Source organism: Paenibacillus hebaui, from assembly GCF_051934385.1.
Classification (GTDB): Bacteria; Bacillota; Bacilli; order Paenibacillales; family Paenibacillaceae; genus Paenibacillus.
The window spans coordinates 1,955,370-1,976,706 of the sequence record NZ_CP196836.1 but is presented as its reverse complement, the minus strand read 5'-3'; the positions used below and the strand labels follow the sequence as shown (position 1 = coordinate 1,976,706).

Here is a 21,337-nt window from a genome sequence, read left to right as displayed (position 1 = left end):
GTTAACCCACCTTATTCACTTTGACATCTCCGATAAATACACTGACAATAATCCGCACCTTTTTGCCCGCTTCATTATAATGTGCAGTTTCGGCCTGAGCACTACTCAGAAATCCGCCGCGTTTTTGGTTTAACAATGACATGTCTCCAATGAACGAGTTGGTAGTCACCGTTACGCCCAGATCCATATCCTCAGGCACAAACACTTTCACATCTCCAATAAAAGATGAAATATTGATTTTCGTCTCTCCATATGGAATCTGCGCTTTCGTTAAGTCAATAACTGTATCTCCGATAAAAGCAGAGATATTCATCGGTTTCAGCGAGAACACTTCCTGGCCCATGTACAGATCGCCGATGAACGCTGATTTATTGATCGTATTTTCGTTGCCACCATAATAATGGGCATCATCATCATACTTGTCATCGTCATCGTATTTACCATGTCCATGCTTACCGGATCCATACGTGTCGTACTTCTGCTTTTGTTGATGTCCGTAGGACCCTTGATCTGCCTTACCTGTATAAAATGAGCCATGTGAATCGTTCTTCTGTTCCTGCTTCGGTTTGCCAAATGTCTTCTCGAATTGTTCATCAAAAGAAGATGGCATCTCCAGATCCTCCGGAGCGAGTGGCTGGTAAGGTTCCGGCGGTGGAGGCGGCTGCATTTTGTCATGATGCTTCCGGTCACGACGACGCGGTCCAACCAAAACAAACAATCCACCACCAATCAGCATCACCGGAATGAGATAACGAATGAACTCACCCATGGAGTACTCGATCCATCCCAGGTTACGCGCAAGAAAATATCCGCCAATCGCCAGTACAATAGCCGGTCCGATGAAGCTGTAACTTCCGTTGCGACGGATTTCCGAAATCCCCTTCGCTCCCCACCAGATTAAAAACAACGGCCAATATGTTCTAAAAATATATCCAACGTCAATGTCGTAACCTAATTGCCTGAACAAGATCATTGCACCAATAGCAATAAGAGGTATGCCAACCCACCAGCGGTCCCGCGTAGATCGTTTCATCGCTCATGTCTCCTTCTTCTTTATTCTGTATCCAGTGTACATCAGACAAGAGATGGTTAACAGCGGCGGCAGATGGAATTGATCTCGGTCTCCAGACCGAGTAAGAAGGATAATTATGTAAAATATTAAAAACACCCCGGAGCTGCTGCTCCAGGGTGCTGCCTAAATCTCTATTTATTTCTGGAATTTCCCTGCTCGGCCTACTTGGCCTGTGTTTTCTACACCGAACTCGGCATTGAATTTTTCATCAGGTGTTTGGAAATTTTCTTGTACTTTGTTTTGTTGCGATTGTTTTACTTTGCTTGCTGCACTCTCTTCACCAAATTCTGCATTGTACTTCTCGTTTGGCGTCAATGAACCTTGTGAATTCTTAGCCACGACGATCACCTCTCTCTTCATATTTACGCTGCATTTCTGCACCGTGGGGTTCGTCCCCAGAGATTATTATGTGAAAAGATCCTGACAGTTATTCATCCGAAAGAACTTAGCATCAAACCGCCTTGTCCAACCATGAATCAGGAACGGATTTGTACACATTGATGGCCTCTGATAACTCTTCCAGCATCTTTTCAGTGCATTTCCCTCCGCCCTGCTTAATTACTTGTACCTCAACGTCCTTTTTGCCCCATTCCTTATACACTTGCTTCGTTGTAGGGAAATACAGATCAATCTTATTGCCCTTAATCGCAGAGCCCGTATCTGCAACGATGCCATAACCGTATCCGGGAATATATAAAATGGAGCCCATCGGAAACAGCTTCGGATCAGCTGCAATCGTTGAGACCGTCTCTTTATCACGCCGTACTTTTACACCCGAATAGGTAATTCCGTATTGAGGATGTTTTGGTCCTTTTCCGGTTGATTCAATACCTGCCGTGTATCCGGTAGCAGTCACCTTCTGCGTAACCAGTACCTGTTCTGTACGTGGAGCGAGCACTGGTTTCGCAGGATCCATTACCCGCTTAACAGGTATCTCAGGTCTTGGAACAATCATGGGCTGTGGAGACCACAGTAAAGCCATATACACCATTGTTGTTAGTTGAGCCTCATCACTGAATACATGGCCTACATTTCCCCGAAGCTCCCCCTCAATCGGAGTTAAAGCTTGGTTGCTACGCTTCTCGACGTACAGCACTTCATTTTCCTCTTCAAATGTGTAAGCCTCCGCCTGATTCCAGCTCACCATAATACCGATACATATCACGCAACAAAAAATCATAAACCTTATGTTTGTCTTTTGAATTGAGAATAGCTTTTTCATTATAGAACCTCCCCCTTACTGCAAAGGTTTTCCAAAATGAAAAAATTCTATACTTTGAACATAGGGAAGCAAGCAGGCTGTCCGTTAACCCAGCGTAAAAACAATAAAAAAACCGTCTAAACCAGCACGGGTCAATCCATGCAAGTTAAGACGGTTTTATTTATAAAGCATGAGCAGCTAACAATTCTGGATTATACCAGTCGTGTTGTAATTTCTTCTTTCAGTTGAGCAACAATTTCGTCAAGCGGCTTCATGCCGAGATCGCCTTCTCCACGTTTCCGAACAGATACGGCCTGTGCATTGCGCTCGTTTTCACCGACCACAAACATATAAGGCATTTTCTCAAGCTGAGCTTCACGGATTTTGTATCCCAGCTTCTCGTTTCGCAGATCAGCTTCGGCAGAGATGCCTGCGCGTTTCAGTTTCGCTTCCACTTCACGTGCATAATCGTCGAAGTTCCCGGATACCGGAATGACCTTCGCCTGTACAGGAGAGAGCCACAGTGGCAGTGCTCCTGCAAAGTTCTCCAGCAAGAATGCTGTGAAACGTTCCATCGTGCTGATGACACCGCGGTGGATAACGACCGGACGATGCTTCTGCCCGTCATCTCCCACATATTCCAGTTCAAAGCGCTCTGGCAAAAGGAAATCCAATTGAACAGTCGACAATGTCTCTTCTTTGCCAAGAGCTGTTTTGATCTGCACATCCAGTTTTGGACCGTAGAATGCTGCTTCGCCTTCCGCTTCATAGAATGGCAGATCCAGCTCTTCCACAACTTCACGCAACATGCGTTGGGACATTTCCCACATCTCGTCATTTTGGAAATATTTCTCCGTATCCTGAGGGTCACGATACGACAGACGGAACCGGTATTCATGGATACCAAAGTCTTTGTATACCGTTTGGATTAATTCAATAACCCGCGCAAATTCTTCCTTGATCTGATCCGGGCGTGCGAAAATGTGAGAGTCGTTCAGCGTCATCGCACGTACACGATGCAGACCTGTTAACGCGCCCGACATTTCATAACGGTGCATCATGCCAAGCTCGGCAATCCGGATCGGCAGGTCACGGTAGCTATGCATGCTGGACTTGTACACCATCATATGGTGAGGACAGTTCATCGGACGGAGAACGAGCTCCTCGTTATCCATGACCATTTTCGGGAACATATCCTCCTGATAGTGCTCCCAGTGTCCAGAAGTCTTGTACAACTCCACATTGCCCAGAACTGGAGTATATACGTGCTGGTATCCAAGGCTTTCTTCCAAATCCACAATATAACGCTCCAATGTCCGGCGCAGCTTGGCACCATTAGGCAACCAGATCGGCAGACCTTGTCCAACCAGTTGGGAGAACGTGAACATTTCCAATTCTTTACCCAATTTACGGTGATCCCGTTTACGCGCTTCCTCTAGGAAATGCAAATGCTCATCCAACTGCGCTTTTTTCACAAAAGCCGTACCGTAGATCCGTTGCAGCATTTTGTTTTTGCTATCTCCACGCCAGTATGCACCAGCGACATTCATCAGTTTGAAAACTTTGATTTTGCTGGTGGATGGTACGTGTGGTCCACGGCACAAGTCGAAAAATTCGCCTTGCTCATAAATGGTGATCACACTGTCTTCCGGTAAGTCACGAATTAACTCAAGCTTGTAGGGATCGCCCACTTCTTCGAACGTTTTGATCGCATCAGCACGGCTGACCTCTTTGCGTACGATCGGCAGGTTCTCATTAACAATACGTTCCATTTCCTTCTCGATCTTTTGCAGATCTTCGGGATTGAGCGGTTGTTCCAGATCCATATCATAGTAGAAACCATCTTCGATGACAGGGCCAACGCCAAGGTGTACCTCTTTGTTTCCATATAGACGCTTCACAGCTTGAGCCATCAAGTGAGCTGTACTGTGACGCATTACTTCCAGTCCTTCCGGTGAATCCAATGTTACGATCTCCACCAATGCTCCCTCATGCAGCGTGGTGGACAAGTCCACTACGATTCCATCCAGCTTGCCAGCTACGGCATTTTTGCGAAGTCCGCTGCTGATCGAAGCGGCCACATCTTCAATGCTGCTTCGGTCGGCATACTCACGAACCGAACCATCCGGTAATTTAATGTTAACTGCCATTTGTCTCATTCCTCCTGTTAATGTATCCTGAATCCATTTATTGGATGGACTGATCATCTATTGCTGTTCCTGCCACACGGCAAAAGAACGCAAAAAACACCCGCCCCGGCAAAGGGACGAGTGTTATATACTCGTGGTTCCACCCTAATTCAGCTGCTTCATCCCTATCGGAAGTACAGCCCTCATTGGCATGACGGTAACGGGCATGACCCGGCATATCCTTACTCACGGATTATCACCAGTATAGGAACAGGTAACATTCATATCCGTTTTCAAAAATGCAGCTACAAAGGGGTAAACCAAACGTGGCATCCGGAGGAAATTTCAGCCTGGTTTCCTCTCTCTGCACCGACCGTGCGTGTGGCTCTTGTCTTTGTCAACGCTTTTGCTTATTGTCATCATTCATAACAATTAGATGAATGAAAAATTCATCAATCAACAGTTATTATAATTGCCGAGATCGCTTGCGTCAAGACTTGTCAATAATCCTGACCGCAGCACATCACACTCCGGGCAATGATGACATAATTGCACCTTGTCTTCAAAGATTTGACGGATGGTAGAAATGACTGGCAGATCCGGTGTACGTGTATGCAGCATCACTTTTTCAGGTGAGATGGATATAAGCGTGCTCACGATCATATCTTCGATGTCCATTTCCAATTCTAGTCCGGGCATCTCGACGACGACCTGTTCATCTTTTTGTACAGGTAATAAATTAAGGGCAGCATCGAACACCTGAAACTCATGCAAACCTTTGTGAACCAAATGTATAAGCGGGACTTTGGCTTCCTGAAAGAAGACAAAATATTTAAGCAGTCCCATAAACTCCTCATATTGACGATCCATCCAAAACTCATCAAGCGCATATTCCATCAGTTCTTGAAGCTCCTGCTTGTATTGCCGGATCCGGAAATTAAGAATGCCCTCCAGGTGGAAAAAATGAACGTCTTCCAAATCCTGTTTCAATCCGTTTGCCAGAGTAGCGCGGCGACGCTCCCGCAGACCCGGCTGATCCAGATCCCCATTCAATAATAGGGGCATGCAGATCCGATTTACCTTTTCTACCTCATGTTCATCCATAACAGAGCAGGCTTTTGCGATCATATCTTCCACCATGCTTCGCTCACGTGTATCCATAATAAAATCGGCTAATCCACGGGCTAACAAATCACTGATTTGAGGCAGCCATTGCTGAAAGTCAGCGTGATTCTCATTCCCCCTGCACACCCAGGCTGCTCTTCCATCATTATGCTTGAAGGTGAGCCGAAATCCTCTTTTGCTTATATGTAAACCTTTGGTTTTTTCCTTGACACAACGATAAAAATGATCCGCTTCCTCCTGACCCGAGACATCGGTCCATACGGCGAACAGTTCCATTAGAATCACTCCTTTCCATCCTCTTCAAAGTATATGGCAAGGCCGATAGGGATATACGAAGCGGATTGATGGAAAGCGTGTCATGATTTCTCAGTATATTATCAATTGGTTTGGAGTTGAGCCAAAATTGTGTTATTATTTTAATAACAGTATGTTTCACGGAAAAGGGGGGAAGCCAAAATGAGACAACAACCTAGAATAATGCGTTACGCCTTCATTGTCATTTTGTGCGTATTCCAAGCGTTGTCCTTCCCTATTCCGATGCAGTCGGAATTCGCTGTTGAGGTGACCGTTGAGGCTACTTCCAACAAGGAAGTACTGATCCACACATTGGAGTCTCAGCAGAAACCCGCCATTCGCAAAAACCCACAAGTGATGTCCAAGCTGATTGCGGTTACGCATAACAAGCCTGTATTTCTTGTAGTTGCACTGTTGTTGCTACTGCGAATTCCTACACCGCGTCTGCCCTTCAAACCGTTGATCTGTCTGTTCAAGCGCAGATTATTTCTGCTACCTATTAAATTCACCAGTATGTATGTGTCACCCACCCCTATTGCACCAAAATACGTGAGCGCTTTTAACTAATCGTTTCACCGTATTTTCAGGTTGCCTTGCATAGAGACACCTCTATCTATAAGACGGTGTGCTTATGCATAACTTATAACCCTTTTAGCAAACGTTAGATATTGACAATTTATACTTGTAATGCATATTTTGTTGTACTTTTTTTCAAACATTCCAAAACCCAAGTAATATGGCTGTGTGTCAGGAGTCCCTGGCTATGTTTACCCGCATCATTTAATGTTTCTATTAAGAGGTTGTTCAAAAAGTCCGCTTTTGATTACGAAGGATGCCTGGTGGCATCATCAGCATCGAAGTTGGAATTCAGCCGAAATGTCCGTTGCTCACGTAGTTTTCCCTACGCTCCGCTACTCCATTTCTAGCTTCATCCCATCTTCTCGGTACTGAAAACCGGTCTTTTTGAACACGCATTATACGTAACAGATCATTCTATTTTCGGGAAATAAGCCTGTCTTCTGTGGCCAGCCCTCAATTTAAGGAGGCAACTATCCATGGATGTACGCGAAACAGATTTGCCGGGAATCGGCAAGAAATTTCAGATTGAAACGAGCAGCGGAGATAAAATTATCATTATTATTCACGATGACGGCCGCCGGGAAATGTACCATTTTGAGTACGATGATCCAGACCAAAGCATTTCCATGATTACACTCGATGATTATGAAGCAAGACAGATTGCTGCGATTGTTGGCGGATTAACATATAGACCGAAGCAGCTTGATAATATTGAAGTTACGTTTGACAACCTGATTATCGAATGGTACAAAATTGAACCTTCCTACGGAAGTATAGGCAAATCCATCGGTGAATTGGATGTACGTCAGAACTCTGGGGCAACGGTTATTGCCGTTGTAGAGAAGAATCACAAAAAACATATCAGCCCCGGTCCGGAGGTAGTGATTAGTGCAGAATCGACGGTAGTAGCCGTTGGGGAACGCAATCAGCAGAAGCTATTTAAATCCCTCCTCCTGACTGGAAAGGGGTGAGTCGATGGATCATTTGATATTTGAAGTAGGTCTGGCACTTGTGCTTATTGCAGCAGCCGGCCTTTTATCAGCAAAACTAAGATTTTCGGTCGTTCCATTTTATATCTTGATCGGGATGGCCGTTGGACCACATGCCATGAAAATATGGCATCTGGACTTCCGCTTCATTGAAAGTCAGCCCTTTATTGAATTCATGGGCAGAATCGGTATTTTGTTCTTGCTCTTTTACCTTGGACTGGAATTCTCGGTTGGTCGTTTAATCAAGTCGGGCCGCTCGATCGCTGTTGGCGGTTCCATCTATATCGGTATTAACTTTACACTTGGATTGATCTTTGGTTTTGTTTCCGGTTTCCCCGTGGCAGAAGCCCTTATTATTGCCGGAATCACAACGATCTCGTCCAGTGCGATTGTCGCCAAGGTATTGGTTGATCTTAAACGAACGGCCAATCCGGAGACAGAAATGATTCTAGGTATTATTATGTTTGAAGATGTGTTTCTCGCTGTATATATCTCGATCCTGTCGGGACTTGTGCTCAGTGATTCATCCTCCATTGGAGGCGTAATAGTATCCGCACTAATTGCCCTTGGATTCATGCTCATTGTTATCATACTAGGACGTAAAGCTACACCGTTGCTCAACAAAGTGCTTAGAATTCGATCCAATGAATTATTCTCACTTGTCGTTTTCGGTGCCTTGTTCCTCGTAGCCGGTTTCTCGGAAACGATTCATGTCGCTGAAGCGATTGGTGCATTGCTGGTTGGACTTGTACTCGCGGAAACAGAACATGCAAAACGGATTGAGCATTTGATTCTGCCGTTCCGTGATTTCTTCGGAGCCATCTTCTTCTTCAGCTTTGGATTGTCCATTGATCCGTTATCTCTTGGTGGCGAAGCCGTATGGCTGGCTCTGATTGCAGTTGTTATTACATTGTTCGGTAACTTCCTGGCAGGCATGCTCGCTGGACGCAGTGCAGGACTATCTCCTAAAGCGTCGGCTAATATTGGATTAACCATTGTGTCACGGGGTGAATTCTCCATCATCTTGGCCAACATGGGTAAAGCCGGAGGACTGTTGCCACTGATTCAACCGTTTGCTGCGTTGTATGTCCTGATTCTGGCCATTCTGGGTCCTTTATTAACCAAAGAGTCCAAACATGTATTCCGTCTCTTAGATAAAATATTCAAGTTCAAAGATCATCGGAAAAAGAAAGAAGAACCGAAGGTATTACAGAAAGAAGGATAGATAATACGTATGTCTTTGTATCACAGGCATATGATCGCAATCCGCGGCTCTTCGCCGATCTTTCTGTGATGAATCCAGGGAAATTGGCTCGGAATCGCACAAAGGAGGATGACCTATGAAAGCACCTCTGATATCTGCTAATCCGGTGCCACAAACCGCCAAGACCAGCATATCATCTCCCCGCCGCTTGTTGAATTTATTGCTGGTGATTGTGGGCGGAATTCTGGCCTCCGTGGGACTTGAATTATTTTTACATCCCAATAAGATCATTATTGGAGGTATTACGGGCATCTCCTCTTTGTTCGCCCATTGGACTGAGATGAGAATTGGTTTGTTCCTGTTTTTATTCAATGTTCCGTTTATATTTTTATCTTATAGACTTGTACAGAAGAGATTCGTATTGATCACTGTTCTGGGTTTGGTTGTCTTTTCGATCGGTGCCATTGTGCTTCATCCCATGCCGCCACTTGTAGAGCACCCGCTGGCTGCCGCTATGTTTGGCGGATTATGCCTAGGTCTTGGAATTGGGCTTGTCGTGCGGTATGGCGGGACACTGGATACGCTGGAAATCGGTGATCCGTCCTCCCGTCCACCTGAACGAGTATTTAGCGGGAAACGGATGCTTATCGAAAAAATAATCATGCTGTTCAATTTACTGATTCTCACTGCCGCTGGAGTTATATTTGGCTGGGATCAAGCCATGTATTCTGTCATTGCGTATCTCATTGCTTATGAAATGGTATATATTGCGTTTCGCGGATTTTCAACCAAACGTAAAATATGCATTTTGACTACACAAAGCTCACAAGTTGAGAAAGCTGTCCGCAAACGGCTACGCCGTGAACCTAGAACGTTGGATTTTTCTTCCGATTCAGGAGAAATCGCTCTGGCCGAGGTGTGGCTCCACAACATTCCGGGTGCACTGTATTATGAAGTGCATTTCCTAGAAATGGTCTGGCTCAAATCCATTGTGCGTCACATTGATCCGCATGCGGGTATCATGACTAATCCAGAAAAATAAGAATAAATCTGTGAGGAAAACAAGAAACTCTCTCTTACACCTGTGGATATGGATTCCATTGTCCATACAGGTTTAGAGAGAGTTTTTGGTTATCTCCTTTTTTATAACTCCACTATCGCTTTGACTACTTGTGATTCTGGTTGCAACCACTGGTCCATCGAGGCAGGCAGTTGATCGAATTCCGTCCGATGTGTAATGTAACCATCCATGCTCAACTTCTTCTCTCGCAGGCTCGACATGACCTGTTCGAAATCTTCCCTCGTTGCATTTCGGCTTCCAAGCATGCTCATCTCACGCTTGTGAAACTCCGGATCATGAAATGTAATATCGGCTTTGACCAATCCTACAAAAATTAACTGACCCCCATGTGCAACATACTGAATGGCTTCATTCATCGAATTCACATTACCTGTCGCATCAAAGACAGCCGTGGCATAATCTCCCTTCGTGATCTCAGCCACTTGCTGCACGGCTTGTTCATTAGCTTGAACCAGTACATCCGCTCCAGCCCACGTTCGACTAAGCTCCAGTCTGTCCAGATTCCGATCCACCGCAATGACGCGTGCACCTGCCTGTTTGGCAAAGGCCATTACCCCCAGACCAATGGGTCCAGCTCCAATCACGACAACCTGTTCTCCTGGCTTCAGGGCTGCCCTTCGAACAGCATGAGCACCAATGCTCAGTGGTTCTACCATCGCAGACTCATCAAGTGTAAGCCCTTCTGCTTTGAGCAGATGGGAGACAGGTACAGCGATTTTCTCCCGCATGCCTCCATCCACATGAACACCCATAACCTGCATAGATGCACAGCAATTCGTTTTACCTGAACGACATGCAATGCAATGACCACAATGTAAATACGGAATAACACTCACCTGATCACCAGGCTGTAACCCGGCTTCGTTCGAGCCGATCTCTTCAATAATTCCGACCAGCTCATGTCCCAAGATGCGGGGATAGGTGAAAAAAGGCTGGTTGCCTTTATAGGCATGCAAGTCGGTTCCACAGATTCCAATCCGGCGGATGCAGACAAGTGCCTCATTCTCGGCTCTTTCCGGTTCAGCGATGTCCCGCAACATCAAACGATCGATCTCTTCACATATCACAGCTTTCATTCCCGTTCCCCCTTGGATGATTCATGTGGCTTTACACGATGTTCGATGTGATATTCAGGTCGCCCACTAGGCCAGCTCTCATTATGTACTGGAGCCAGGATACGCATGACCTCTGCCAACAGCTCCTGATCCAATACTTCTTCAATCCACGCAGCATTATTGATGATATTGTGCGGGCTGGCACTGCTCACCAGGGTCGTCGGGATTCGTTCATTCGCTGTAGCGAACTGCACAGCGAGTTTTGCAATATCACTGCCTTGCTCTGCACAGAACTGTGCAGCTTCCAGGCAAACCTGCTTCACTCTATCTTCTGCTGGATGCCAGGCGGGAGTTCCTCTTGTACTTAACAATCCCATAGAAAGAGGCGAAGCATTCACGAGGCCGATGTCTTTCTTTTCCAATAGCGGCAGCAAAGACATCAGTGAAGTATCATTCAGCGCATAATGGCAATAGGAGATGATGGCATCGGCATCGATCTGTGGCAGCACCTTCTCGAACAATGGCAAAGGCAGTCCACAAATGCCTGCATGGCCAATCACACCCTGCTCTTTGAGTCGGAGCAAAGTTGGAAATGCTTCTTCAATGATAATCTCTGCCGGTACAAATTCAATATCATGCAGGAACAGGATGTCGATATAATCGGTATGCAGTCTGTCCAGACTCTCTTGTACACTTTCCTGAATGCGCTTACATGAAAAATCAAACTCATTCTCCCCATAACGACCTGCTTTGGTTGATAAGATAAATGAACTGCGCGGCAAACTGCGAATGGCCTCACCAAGTACCGTCTCTGCCTTCGTCAATCCATAATAAGGTGAGACGTCTATATAGTTCATCCCTGCATCTACAGCGGCGTGTACTGTGCGAATCCCCTCACCTCGATCTATATCTCGAAATACGGAACCCAGTGAGGAGGCCCCAAAACTCAATACAGGTACTTCAAGTCCGGTCTTTCCAAGTATTCTTTTTTTCATCAGCTTACCCCTTCCCAGCATGTCTGTTTACTCCAGTGTCCTTTCATTGTAACAGTTCAATTTCAATATAAAATATCGCCACATGCGTAATATGTACTGTTTGATGATCTAATGATGTGGAATGGTCGTTATGTGTAAAGCCAAATGAAAAAGCCCGCCAATTCTCCTCAGAAGGAGTAACCAGCGGACTTCATACCCTAAACTTATTAAGCCTGTTGATGAATAAAGCAAATTGGAGCATGTTCTAATCAAAATTCGTTCTTAGTTCTGCATCACAAAATCTTCATGAACGGCGTTTTCTTCATCGAACATCCGCAGGATGTCATATCTGGTGTTACGCTGTGCCGGAATATAACCCGACTCCCGAATTAACCGCAGAATCGATTCGATGTTGACTTTATAGGTTGCACCCGCAGCAGATACTACGTTCTCTTCAATCATCGTGCTACCGAAGTCATTACAGCCAAATTCAAGCGATTTTTTACCCACTTCAGGACCCATGGTTACCCATGAGGATTGAATATTTTTGATGTTATCAAGTACCAGTCGGCTGATCGCTACGGTCTTCAGATACTCTTCCGGAGTCTGACGATCCAGCTTCAAGTTTGTATTATCAGGTTGGAACGTCCAAGGAATAAACGCTAGGAATCCTTCGGAATCATACTTATTAGCAATGCACTCGTCTTGAGCTTCACGGACACGAAGCAGATGCAGTGCACGCTCTTCCATCGTTTCGCCAAGACCGATAACCATCGTTGCCGTTGTGTTCATACCGATTCGGTGAGCCGTCTGCATGACGTCCATCCAGTCACGCCACGAACCTTTCAAACGACTGATTTTGCGACGTGTACGGTCATCCAGAATTTCAGCGCCGCCACCCGGCAAGGAGTCCAGTCCAGCTTCGTGAATAGCACGTACAACCTCTTCCAATGTAAGGCCATCGGACACTTCGACCATTTTCATAATTTCAGCCGGAGAGAAGGAGTGCATCGTAATATTCGGGAAACGCTCCTTGATTGCTTTCAGCAGATCCGTGTAATAACTGAAAGGCAAATTCGGATTCGTTCCGCCTTGCATCAGAATTTCAGTACCATTTACATCTTCCGTTTCCTGAATCTTCTGGAAAATGAGTTCATCGGGAAGTACATACCCTTCATCAGATCCAGGTCTGCGGTAGAAAGCACAAAAACGGCAGTACACATCACACACGTTCGTGTAGTTGACGTTACGCCCAATCACAAATGTTCTGTATGGTTCGGGATGCATACGTTTTACAATTACATTGGCAGCTGCCCCGATTTTGTCTACTTCATTGGATTCAAATAGCTGAATCGTGTCTTCCAAGTCCAAACGTTCGCCCCGAAGGGCTTTATCTAAGATACGGTCTACCGTACTCATCGTAAAAAAGCCTCCCTCATGAAGAGAAAATAATATCACGATCCGTCCCAACTTGTTCATATAGGAGCAAAATGCTGATATAATGAAAGTTTTGGTGGCAACATCGCATTTCTGTACTTTACATATCGTAACACAGGTTACATGTGAAAAAAAGCACCTTATGAACAGGTGCTTTAAATTTAAGTAAAAATTTTTACATATGGAATCGAATTCAATCCGTTAAGCTTATGATCCCTGAAGTGCCTGATCCAGATCGGCAATCAGATCATCAATGTCCTCCAGACCGACCGAGAAACGCAGGAGCCCATCTGTTATTCCACGATCAGCTCGCACCTCAGCCGGCATTGCCGCATGGGACATCATCGCAGGGTAAGAAAGAATGCTCTCAACAGCTCCCAAACTTACTGCCACAATTGGCAATTTCACACGGTTAAGCACCGCTTTGGCCCGATCACCCGAACCGACATCAAACGATACGACAGCACCGTAACCACTCGACTGACGCTCGTGAGCTTCACGGCCGGGATGATCAAGCAGCCCAGGGTAAAATACAGCTGTGATATCGCTGCGTCCACTAAGCCAGGCCGCCAGCTTGGCTGTGCTCTGTTCGCTATGCGCCATGCGAGCTCCCAAGGTTTTCATCCCGCGCATTAGAAGCCAGGATTCCTGAGCACCGAGTACGGTTCCAAGTCCATTTTGCAGCTGTTTCAGCTGTATTCCCAGGGAATCCGTACGAGCAACTGCGAGCCCTGCCAACACATCACTGTGACCCCCGAGAAACTTGGTAGCACTATGTACAACGATATCCACACCAAGCTCAATTGGACGCTGATAGTAAGGTGTCATAAAGGTGTTATCCAAGATCGTGATAAGCTCATGCTCCTTGGACCAGGAAGTCACGGCAGCGATATCCGTAATCCGCAGTGTCGGGTTAGACGGTGTTTCCATATAAACGGCCTTGGTGTTTGGCTTGAGCGCCGCTTTTACTTCATCTATATTAGTCATATCTACAAAGGTTGTCTCAATCTGCATACGGCTCAGTATCGAAGTAAGCAAACGGTACGTACCTCCATATACATCTTCCGTTACAATCACGTGATCCCCTGCGGAGAACATCATGAAGACGCTGGAGATTGCAGCCATCCCCGATGAATAGGCGAAGCCTCGTGCTCCACCCTCCAGAAGTGTGATGTAATCTTCCAAAGCCTGACGTGTCGGATTACCTGAACGGCTGTAATCATGTTGAGGAGGATTGAAGATATCAAAATGATGGAACGTTGAAGCTTGGTAGATCGGTACACTGGAAGCACCGGTAGTTTTGTCGATCTCATCACCAAAATGCAGCAGCTTGGTATCGAATTTCAGATCGGAATGGGCATTCCGTTCATGATTATTGGAATTGTTATTTTGCTCACTCATGATGGGTACCTCCTTCAATCTCCTGCTGTGCAGCGGTCAGTGCATTTCCCAGATCCGCGATCAGATCCTCTGCATGCTCAATCCCTACTGAGAAACGTAACAGACGGTCATCCACACCGACCGCATCACGAATCTCAATTGGAATATCAGCATGTGTCTGCACCGCAGGATAGGTCATCAACGACTCTACTCCACCAAGACTTTCGGCAAAAGCAATCAATTTGATGTGACGGAGCAATGGCTCCACATAACGGGCATCCTTCACTTTGAAGGAAAAAATGCCTGTATTTCCGCTCGACTGTTTATTCTGCACTGCATATCCCGGATGATCCGACAGCCCCGGATGATATACCTCTCCAACCGCTGGATGCTCCAGCAGATACTTGGCAATCCTCAAGGCATTATACTCATGCCGTTCCATACGAAGTGCGAGTGTTTTCATGCCTTTCATCAACTGGTAAGAGTCGCTTGGAGACAACACTGCACCAATGGAATTATGCAGAAAGGCCATTTCGGCCGACAATTCTTCACCTTTGGTTATAATCAATCCGGCCAGCACATCGTTATGTCCACCAAGGTATTTCGTGGCACTATGAATGATGATATCGGCTCCAAGTTCAATCGGACGCTGGAAAAATGGTGTTAGCAACGTGTTGTCAACAATGGTCAGCAGGTTATGACTCTTTGCCCAGGAGCTGACTGCTTCCACATCTGTAATCATCATTAGTGGGTTGGTTGGCGTCTCAATGAATACCGCTTTGGTATTGGGCTGGCGGTGACTTTCCAGAGCCGCAAGGTCATTGGTATCCACGTAACTTGCCGTCACGCCAAATCGGGACAGTATGCGTTCAAGCAAGCGATACGTTCCTCCGTACAGATCCAACGATACAATCAGATGATCGCCCTGTCCAAACAAGGCAAAAATAGTTTGCAAAGCCGCCATGCCGGAGCTACAGGCAAAACCAGCATCACCGGCTTCCAGTGCTGCTGCCGCCTCTTCCAACACCTTACGGGTTGGGTTGGTGGTGCGAATATAATCAAAGCCCGTGCTTTGTCCAAGCTTCGGGTGGCGAAACGCAGTGGATTGATAGATCGGAAAGTTAATGGCGCCTGTTACCGGTTCATTAATGGACCCAATTTGAGCTAAGCGGCTTTCGATTTTCAACTTGTTGTTGTCTTCCATTGCTGCATCCTCCTGTAATCTCGATTAAATTTGCGGGCCAATATCGTAAGGTGTTTCCTGATACACATAGTAATTGAGCCAATTAGAGAATAATAAGTTTGCATGTGCCCGCCATGTGGCTGGTGGAACACGGGAAGGGTCATCATTCGGGAAGTAATGTTTAGGCGGCGCTATATCCATTCCTTTGGCCGCATCCCGGTCATATTCCCATTTCAGGGACAACGGATCATACTCGGCATGTCCTGTAGCAAAAATCTGTTTACCGTCTTTGGTAGCCACCAGGAAAATACCAGCTTCCTCAGATTCAGCTAATATCTCAAGATGTTCATTCTTTTCAATATCTTCACGTCGCACTTCCGTATGACGGGAGTGTGGAACGTTGAATACTTCATCGAACCCTCGCAGCAATTGCACATGGGGTTTGTTAATCGTATGTGGGAATACGCCAAAGCACTTTTCATCCAGCGCAACCTTGGGAACACCGAAATGGTGATATAAACCCGCTTGGGAGGCCCAACATATATGCATAGTCGATGTCACATTGGTTTTGGTCCATTCGAAGATTTCCTGGATTTCATTCCAATAGTTGACGTCTTCGAAGTCCATCTGCTCCACAGGGGCACCAGTAATAATCATGCCGTCAAAACGACGGTGTTCAATCTCATCAAAGGTTTTGTAGAACAGGTCCAGATATTCCTGTGATGTATTCTTGGATGTATGGGATTTGGGATGCACCAGTACGATATCCACCTGAATGGGTGTGTTTCCGACCAGACGAAGCAATTGCGTTTCGGTCGTTTCCTTTGTAGGCATCAGGTTTAATATAGCGATACGGAGCGGACGGATATCCTGCTGGTAAGCAGAAGTTTCGTCCATTACAAAAATGTTCTCTCCTGCAAGCACTTCTTTCGCAGGTAATGTGTCAGGTATTTTGATCGGCATGGTGTGTCTAACTCCTCCTTGTGCATAGATAGATGCAGCGTAGGCTGCCATGAGCTTGTCTAAGGTCAATGGACCATAAATCCAGGCCATACGAAGCTCAAGTTCCTTAGCGAAAATCACTGCTGAGAAGTCGGGGCATATAACAATGACCTTCCTCGGATTCCGAGAAAGGTCATATGTAAATAGATATGCGCCTCTCTCATCTCTCAGTTACAACAGTGCCACATGGACACTTGGTCGCTGCAAGAATTAGCACCGTACGGATATACCGCCGGTTGCCGGGTTTCATCGGGCCAGTCCCTCCACCTACTCTTGATAAGATTTCGCTGTATTTAATTGTAATTAAGAATGGTTCACCGTCTACTTTATTACATTAATGCCCTCACGTCAAGTTACAGTTCATGTCTGTTCTCTGGATCGGAACCGTTCATCATCCGTTCTCATACACTGCCTCAGAGCGCGAAATCGACACATTTTTGCGCTTGAAAGCACCCTGTACCAAAGGTATACTAAACAAGTGTTATAAACCCTTATGTGAGAGGTGACATATTCAATGGATGGCGACCCGAGGCCTGACTGGCAGCCGAGTTCCTACAAACTGCATAGAGAATTGATATCAGCATGCCGGCAGCGGGACGTTACTTCCGTTTGTATATAGAGCGAACGCAGTCCTGATCTCCAGGCTCCGCTGCCGACCGGCTGATCTCTTCTTTTTTGCGCCCAAATTGATAAAAATCCGCCAGCTTGGCGGGTGCAGAAGGAGTAGATAAACAATGAAAATCCGGTTGGTAAACAACGGCGTATTTATCCCGGTGGACGACATTCAGCAGGCGCTGACTCCACCAGCAGAGGGATTTTACTGGATTGATGCGGACGTAGACGATTTGGCGGTACTTCAACCGCTGTTCTTAATGCATGATCTGGCCGTGGAAGACTGCTTGAGTGACGAAGAACAACGTCCGAAGATTGAAATTTATGAGAACCATTATTTTATTGTCATTAATAGCATTCGTTTCGATGATGAAGAGATTTTTTTGCGTGCCGTCAACCTGTTCCTTGGCAGACATTTTATTATCAGTGTTACGAAACAGAAAGTCAGCGAATTGCGGACATTGAAACCGATACTATGGGAACAGGAAATCAGTACCCCAGATCGGCTACTGTACCTTTTAGTTGACTTGATTGTTGATAATTATTTCACCGTAGGTGACCGGATTGAAGCACGCATTGAGAAGCTTGAGGAAGACATTCTGATGCACACCAAAAAGTCTCATTTGAATGAGATTATCGGGCTGCGCAGCGAGATTCTGTGGCTCAAGAAAGTGCTGGGGCCTCAGAAAGAGGTCATTAACACACTGAACAAAAAAGACCTGCGCCTCATCGATGATCAGCTGCAAAAATACTTTAGTGACATTTATGAGAATGCTGTGAAGATATCCGAAACCTTTGAGACATATCGCGACCTGATGGGCAACTTGCGAGAAGCTTACCAATCGAGTATTGCCAACCGGGCGAATGAAATCATGCGCGTGTTTACCGCCATCACGACGGTGTTCATGCCCTTGACCGTCATTACCGGTATTTATGGAATGAACTTCGATAACATGCCTGAGCTACACTGGAAGTATAGTTATTTTGTGGTCATCGGACTGATGGTTACTTTGGGCCTGAGCATGTTCTTTATTTTCCGCAAGAAAGACTGGGTTTGAAAAAACGAAATTTGAAAGACGAGGCACTCCATTCGGAGAAAACGCCTCGTCTTTTTTAGTACACCATATACTCAATACGTTACGTACCAGCCTATTTTTCTCTACCCTCTTCTTATACTAACCTGCATTCTGCTCTGTCTCTATGTGCCGACGAAATCGGATTCGAATCATACGCAATCTTTCATAGACCTGCTCCAGACTGCCTCCACCGGGCTTCTCCCCTCCGTATACCTTATGTAATACTGGCTTCAGGAACGTGTCCCCCAACTCCTCATACGCGCTCCACACGGCCTCTTGTTCCTGCTCAGGCATGATCGCCAGCTCGGCATCCAGAAGACAATCCGTATCATAACCTTCGAGATCCAATGTCTCCAACAGCTCAATTAACTCCCTCCGAGACAAGCCGGAACGGTTCACGATCTCCTCCAGCGTAAAACCCTCCTTCATGCCTTCAAGTACCTGCTTGCGTGTAGTGAATCTATCGAGCTCTTGCTTGTACTTCTGCTCTCTTTGTCTGTACAACCAACTTTCATACTCTTCCTCCTTCAGAGCAGTGTATACCCAGTCCAGCGGAAATGCAGTTGAACGCTCCACGCCGTTTGTAAGTTCCATCCATTCCGTACCATACTCGGATGCTTTGCTCTCTCCTACTCCAGGCAGCTGCATCAGTTCATCCAACGTTTGTGGAACAAAGGTACTAATCATGCGCAGCAGACGGTTCGTCGCAATAAAGTAAGGTGCCTTCCGGTCAGAGGCTGCTCTCTTCCTGCGCCATGCGCAAAGGTCCGTATAGAGCTCCTCATTGCTGTATAACTCACTGTAACAATGAAGACGCTGACCACCATAACTACGTGACTTCAGATCATCATTTTCGTGAAACAAACCCTGTAGTAACGGACGGTACCCTTCGCTCATCTGTACAGCCAATTGGTGACGATAAATATGCAGCAGTTCATCCCACGAACTGCCCTCATACCAGATGTTGTCCTCCCGATCTCCCTCCTCATACTTGCTCCACCCCAGATGCCACCCATCTTCCTCTTCACCAATCCACAACTGGGCATGTTCCTCATTCTGACCTGATATTCTGGACAATCTGTTCATGAAAATGACTTCCATTTCTTTTCCCTCCTTCGACATTTCAGCCTGCACAGGTTGTATATGCTACCTTCAGGCAGCACAAAAAAAACACCTCTCCTGCAAAATCCATGCAAGAGAGGTGCTTCCCCATTAACCGTGCTATGCTGTTGCTCATATTTTACCACAATGGAAAAATACGTCAAGTACTTGTTGAGCTAGTTGTACAAAGCCAATTTTGCGAGAGCGAGCGAACCACACAGTCCCGCATTATCTCCAAGTCCTGGTGATACGACATATTGATCAATCTCGGACTGAATTGCCGGATGCTGAACATAGCCAGCCAGTAACTCCTGCAGTTTGCTGCGAACCATCGGGAACAGATGCTCCTGCTTCATCACTCCGCCGCCCATGACGATTTTCTGCGGAGAAAGAATCAGAACATAATTCATCAGCGCATGCGCCAGATAATGTGCTTCCATCTCCCAAGCCTTGTGATCGGCTGGCAGTTCGTAAGCTGGCTGCTCCCAACGTTTGTTGATGGCCGGCCCTGCCGCAAGCCCTTCCAGACAGTCTCCATGATACGGACAGAATCCTTCGTACGTATCCTCGGGATGTCTGCGCACAATGATATGTCCCATCTCTGGATGTGACAATCCATGAACCATTTTGCCACCTACGACAGCTCCTGCACCGATGCCCGTTCCCACAGTGATATACAGACAACTCTCCAGCCCTTGTGCGGCGCCCCAAGTCGCTTCCCCGAGTGCAGCACCATTGACATCGGTATCGAACGTCATGGGTACATCAAAGTGCTCCTTAAGCTTGCCAATCAGATTGTACTGACCCCAATGTGGTTTAGGTGTTGTTGTGATGTAACCATATGTCGGACTTCCTTCGATCGGATCTATCGGACCAAATGAACCTACACCCAAAGCTTCAATACCTTTGCCTTCAAAAAAAGAAATGACTTGAGCCATCGTCTCTTCCGGTGTCGTCGTTGGAAAGCTTACCCGTTCAAGAACTTCTCCTGTTTCCGTACCGATACCACATACAAATTTGGTGCCTCCAGCTTCAATTGCGCCTAAGATCGTCATGTTAGTCACACTCCCAAGTTAGTTTAAAATGGCATTCATATCTGTTGTCTGGACAACGTTAGTTCTAACCCTGCTGCTCGCTCTCCAGCTTGGACAGACGCTTCACCAATGTCTGCCTCCAGCTCTCTGAGAGTGCAGGAATGGCGAGCAAAGCACGCATACCCTCAGCATCTTGCTTTCCCTGATGCATAATCCGATTGGCTTCAAGAATGGTCATCGATGCAGGATCAGTGCTCATTCGTCTGAATATCGACGAGGGGGTTACCTGGCCTTCTTGCAGCACCCGAAAGTAAAATCCGGTATGTCCGCTCTCCTGAAAATAAACAGGCAGTTCCTTGTAATCATACCGAACACCCAGTTTGAAGCAAGGCTGTCTCGGCTGGCTGACCTGAACAGTGGCTTCGCCCAATTCGTACACATCACCAATCCGGACGTCTTCTTCGGCACAGCCTTCAACCGTCAGATTTTCCCCGCAAGCTCCCCAGTCCAGCTTGCGATCCATCAATTGTTCGAGCGCCGGATAACGACTGTAATCGTATACACAAACAGCCTTATCTGGTCCACCATGATGCTCCAGATCCGCCTGGGCATCCCCTGTCATTCCAGTGAATGACAGGAAAACCGGGCTGGATACAGGATGTTTCACAATTCCGCTCATCACTTCACGCTTTTGGCCAAACAGTGGCTGAGGATGCCCGACATTAACGGACAATACAGCCGTTTGGCTTTCATCTGGCTTCAGGTTATGTGTGAGTGTCATCTGATCCTACCTCCCATAATAGCTGTTT

20 protein-coding genes and 1 riboswitch are annotated in these 21,337 nt (G+C 46.4%); of the genes, 5 read left to right on the top strand and 15 right to left on the bottom strand.

The features are described from left to right. Position 1: 1 nt before the first annotated feature. From liaF to ACR32F_RS08975, 6 genes are all read right to left on the bottom strand, one after another. The gene (gene liaF / locus ACR32F_RS09000; RefSeq protein WP_440118124.1) at positions 2-1,033 is read right to left on the bottom strand and encodes a cell wall-active antibiotics response protein LiaF; all 1,032 of its coding nucleotides are present in this window, start codon (positions 1,031-1,033) and stop codon (positions 2-4) included. A 174-nt stretch (positions 1,034-1,207) separates the two neighbouring features. Continuing rightward, entirely contained in the window at positions 1,208-1,411 is a 204-nt protein-coding gene (locus ACR32F_RS08995) for a hypothetical protein (RefSeq protein WP_440118122.1), read from the bottom strand. A gap of 112 nt (positions 1,412-1,523) precedes the next feature. Continuing rightward, positions 1,524-2,294 carry a 3D domain-containing protein gene (locus ACR32F_RS08990; RefSeq protein ID WP_440118120.1) on the bottom strand — a complete coding sequence of 257 codons (771 nt, stop codon included), beginning with the start codon at positions 2,292-2,294 and terminating at the stop codon, positions 1,524-1,526. A gap of 191 nt (positions 2,295-2,485) precedes the next feature. Next, a complete protein-coding gene (gene thrS / locus ACR32F_RS08985) occupies positions 2,486-4,423 on the bottom strand; it encodes a threonine--tRNA ligase (RefSeq protein WP_440118118.1) in 1,938 nt (645 codons plus the stop codon). 37 nt (positions 4,424-4,460) lie between these two features. Continuing rightward, positions 4,461-4,652 (bottom strand): hypothetical protein, encoded by a 192-nt coding sequence (locus ACR32F_RS08980; protein WP_440118116.1) that lies wholly within the window; start codon positions 4,650-4,652, stop codon positions 4,461-4,463. Positions 4,653-4,858: 206 nt separating this feature from the next. Continuing rightward, positions 4,859-5,803, bottom strand: a complete 945-nt coding sequence (locus ACR32F_RS08975; RefSeq protein WP_440118114.1) for a putative sporulation protein YtxC — start codon at positions 5,801-5,803, stop codon at positions 4,859-4,861. A 180-nt stretch (positions 5,804-5,983) separates the two neighbouring features. Here ACR32F_RS08975 and ACR32F_RS08970 point away from each other — a divergent pair, with 180 nt between their 5' ends. The 4 genes from ACR32F_RS08970 (at position 5,984) to ACR32F_RS08955 (ending at position 9,635) form a co-directional block, all read left to right on the top strand. Then, positions 5,984-6,388, top strand: a complete 405-nt coding sequence (locus ACR32F_RS08970) for a hypothetical protein (protein WP_440118112.1) — start codon at positions 5,984-5,986, stop codon at positions 6,386-6,388. A 488-nt stretch (positions 6,389-6,876) separates the two neighbouring features. Continuing rightward, a complete protein-coding gene (locus ACR32F_RS08965; protein WP_440118110.1) occupies positions 6,877-7,371 on the top strand; it encodes a cation:proton antiporter regulatory subunit in 495 nt (164 codons plus the stop codon). Positions 7,372-7,375: 4 nt separating this feature from the next. After that, complete coding sequence (locus ACR32F_RS08960) at positions 7,376-8,614, top strand: cation:proton antiporter (RefSeq protein ID WP_440118108.1); 1,239 nt, start codon at positions 7,376-7,378, stop codon at positions 8,612-8,614. Positions 8,615-8,729: 115 nt separating this feature from the next. After that, the gene (locus ACR32F_RS08955; RefSeq protein WP_440118106.1) at positions 8,730-9,635 is read left to right on the top strand and encodes a YitT family protein; all 906 of its coding nucleotides are present in this window, start codon (positions 8,730-8,732) and stop codon (positions 9,633-9,635) included. 101 nt (positions 9,636-9,736) lie between these two features. Here ACR32F_RS08955 and ACR32F_RS08950 read toward each other — a convergent pair whose 3' ends face one another. From ACR32F_RS08950 to metA, 6 genes are all read right to left on the bottom strand, one after another. Continuing rightward, positions 9,737-10,750, bottom strand: coding sequence for a zinc-binding alcohol dehydrogenase family protein (locus ACR32F_RS08950; RefSeq protein WP_440118104.1), 1,014 nt, complete (start codon positions 10,748-10,750; stop codon positions 9,737-9,739). Then, positions 10,747-11,724: an aldo/keto reductase gene (locus tag ACR32F_RS08945; RefSeq protein ID WP_440118102.1), complete on the bottom strand. Its 978-nt coding sequence runs from the start codon at positions 11,722-11,724 to the stop codon at positions 10,747-10,749. The genes ACR32F_RS08950 and ACR32F_RS08945 overlap by 4 nt, the downstream gene beginning before the upstream one ends. Positions 11,725-11,985: 261 nt before the next feature. After that, the gene (mqnC, locus tag ACR32F_RS08940; protein ID WP_440118100.1) at positions 11,986-13,122 is read right to left on the bottom strand and encodes a cyclic dehypoxanthinyl futalosine synthase; all 1,137 of its coding nucleotides are present in this window, start codon (positions 13,120-13,122) and stop codon (positions 11,986-11,988) included. A gap of 225 nt (positions 13,123-13,347) precedes the next feature. Continuing rightward, a complete protein-coding gene (locus ACR32F_RS08935; RefSeq protein ID WP_440118098.1) occupies positions 13,348-14,541 on the bottom strand; it encodes a trans-sulfuration enzyme family protein in 1,194 nt (397 codons plus the stop codon). Beyond that, positions 14,534-15,724 (bottom strand): PLP-dependent transferase, encoded by a 1,191-nt coding sequence (locus tag ACR32F_RS08930; RefSeq protein ID WP_440118096.1) that lies wholly within the window; start codon positions 15,722-15,724, stop codon positions 14,534-14,536. Before ACR32F_RS08930 ends, ACR32F_RS08935 begins: the two co-directional genes overlap by 8 nt. Positions 15,725-15,748: 24 nt before the next feature. Continuing rightward, entirely contained in the window at positions 15,749-16,666 is a 918-nt protein-coding gene (metA, locus tag ACR32F_RS08925; RefSeq protein ID WP_440118094.1) for a homoserine O-acetyltransferase MetA, read from the bottom strand. A 196-nt stretch (positions 16,667-16,862) separates the two neighbouring features. Then, positions 16,863-16,988, bottom strand: a riboswitch (SAM riboswitch). Positions 16,989-17,439: 451 nt separating this feature from the next. On the opposite strand from metA, the gene corA reads away from it, so the two are divergent. After that, positions 17,440-18,375 carry a magnesium/cobalt transporter CorA gene (corA, locus tag ACR32F_RS08920; protein ID WP_440118092.1) on the top strand — a complete coding sequence of 312 codons (936 nt, stop codon included), beginning with the start codon at positions 17,440-17,442 and terminating at the stop codon, positions 18,373-18,375. Between the two features lie 117 nt (positions 18,376-18,492). Here the strand turns inward: corA and ACR32F_RS08915 are convergent, their stop codons facing one another. The 3 genes from ACR32F_RS08915 to ACR32F_RS08905 form a co-directional block, all read right to left on the bottom strand. Then, complete coding sequence (locus tag ACR32F_RS08915; protein WP_440118090.1) at positions 18,493-19,494, bottom strand: HRDC domain-containing protein; 1,002 nt, start codon at positions 19,492-19,494, stop codon at positions 18,493-18,495. Positions 19,495-19,670: 176 nt separating this feature from the next. After that, a complete protein-coding gene (locus ACR32F_RS08910) occupies positions 19,671-20,549 on the bottom strand; it encodes an ROK family protein (protein ID WP_440118088.1) in 879 nt (292 codons plus the stop codon). A 64-nt stretch (positions 20,550-20,613) separates the two neighbouring features. Next, positions 20,614-21,309 carry an MOSC domain-containing protein gene (locus tag ACR32F_RS08905; protein ID WP_440118086.1) on the bottom strand — a complete coding sequence of 232 codons (696 nt, stop codon included), beginning with the start codon at positions 21,307-21,309 and terminating at the stop codon, positions 20,614-20,616. Between the last annotated feature and the right edge of the window lie 28 nt (positions 21,310-21,337).